1 protein-coding gene and 1 pseudogene are annotated in these 1704 nt (G+C 68.1%); both read right to left on the bottom strand.

The annotated features are described in order from the left end of the window. Positions 1 to 234 (bottom strand): annotated as a pseudogene (locus AB0E98_RS33610) (NADH-quinone oxidoreductase subunit N); the annotation flags it as partial. Continuing rightward, on the bottom strand, positions 231 to 1703 hold the full coding sequence (locus AB0E98_RS33605) for an NADH-quinone oxidoreductase subunit M (protein ID WP_361710280.1): 1473 nt from the start codon (positions 1701 to 1703) through the stop codon (positions 231 to 233). The gene AB0E98_RS33605 and the pseudogene AB0E98_RS33610, both read right to left, overlap by 4 nt. Between the last annotated feature and the right edge of the window lies 1 nt (position 1704).

Genomic DNA, 1704 nt, shown 5'->3' with positions numbered 1-1704 from the left:
GACGACCGCGGCGAACGCCGCGATCAGGGCGACGGCGGACACGAACATCTGGGCGTGGTAACGGGACCTGCGCGGCACGAAGGCCTCGACCAGGATCCCGATGATCGCCGCGCCGATGACGATGAGGACGGGCGACAGCTGCCCGTACTCGATCTTCGGCGCGTCGATCCTGGCGATCGGGTCGGCCGCCGTCGCCGCCGTTGTCCACAGGCTGTGGACGGCTGTTGCGCTCACTTGGCCGCCTCCACCTCAGGCTGGGGGTCCGTCTTGTGTACGTCGGACATGGTCTGCTTCACCGCCGGGTTGACGATGTCCGTCACGGGCTTCGGGAAGACGCCGAGGAAGATCAGCAACGCCACCAGCGGCGCCACGACCACCAGCTCGCGCACCCGCAGGTCCGGCATCCCGGTCACCTCGGCCTTCACCGGGCCCGTCATCGTCCGCTGGTAGAGGACGAGGGTGTAGAGCGCGGCGAGGACGATGCCGAAGGTGGCGATGATGCCGATCACCGGATAGCGGGTGAACGTGCCGACCAGGACGAGGAACTCGCTGACGAAGGGCGCGAGGCCCGGCAGCGACAGGGTCGCCAGGCCGCCGATCAGGAAGGTGCCGGCCAGGACCGGGGCCACCTTCTGCACACCGCCGAAGTCGGCGATGAGCCGCGAACCGCGCCGCGAGATCAGGAATCCGGCGATCAGCATGAGCACCGCGGTCGAGATGCCGTGGTTGACCATGTACAGGGTGGCGCCGGACTGGCCCTGGCTGGTCATCGCGAAGATGCCCATGACGATGAAGCCGAAGTGCGAGATCGACGCGTAGGCGATCAGCCGCTTGATGTCGCGCTGGCCGACCGCGAGCAGCGCGCCGTAGATGATGCTGATCACCGCCAGGACCAGGATGACCGGCGTCGCCCACTTGCTGGCCTCCGGGAAGAGCTGGAGGCAGAAGCGGAGCATCGCGAAGGTGCCGACCTTGTCGACGACCGCCGTGATGAGCACGGCGACCGGCGCGGTCGACTCCCCCATGGCGTTGGGCAGCCAGGTGTGCAGCGGGAACAGCGGCGCCTTCACCGCGAAGGCGAAGAAGAAGCCGAGGAAGAGCCAGCGCTCGGTGCTGGTCGCCATGTCCAGCGAACCGTTGGCCCGCGCCTCGGCGATCTCCGTGAGCGAGAAGTTCCCGGCGACCACGTAGAGGCCGATCACCGCGGCCAGCATGATCAGACCGCCGGCCAGGTTGTAGAGGAGGAACTTCACCGCCGCGTACGACCGCTGCGTCGCCGCCGTCTTCTCGCCGTGCTCGTGGGCCCGGTCCCCGAAACCGCCGATCAGGAAGTACAGCGGGATCAGCATGGCTTCGAAGAAGATGTAGAAGAGGAAGACGTCGGTGGCCTCGAACGAGATGATCACCATCGCCTCGACGGCCAGGATCAGGGCGAAGAAGCCCTGCGTCGGCCGCCACCGGCTGCTGCCGGTCTCCAGCGGGTCGGCGTCGTGCCAGCCCGCCAGGATGATGAACGGGATCAGCAGGGCGGTCAGCGCGATCAACGCCACCGCGATGCCGTCCACGCCCAGTTCGTAGCGGACGCCGAAGTCCGCGATCCAGGAGTGGGACTCGGTGAGCTGGTAGCGGTCGCCGCCGGGGTCGAAGCGGACCAGCACCGTGACCGCCAGCGCGAGCGTGGCCAGCGAGACCAGCAGCGCCAGC

Origin of the sequence: Streptomyces sp. NPDC037389 (assembly GCF_040636475.1) — a bacterium.
Lineage (GTDB): Bacteria > Actinomycetota > Actinomycetes > Streptomycetales > Streptomycetaceae > Streptomyces > Streptomyces hesseae.
Note: the sequence above shows the minus strand (reverse complement) of the source record. Positions and strands in the feature narration are given on the sequence as shown.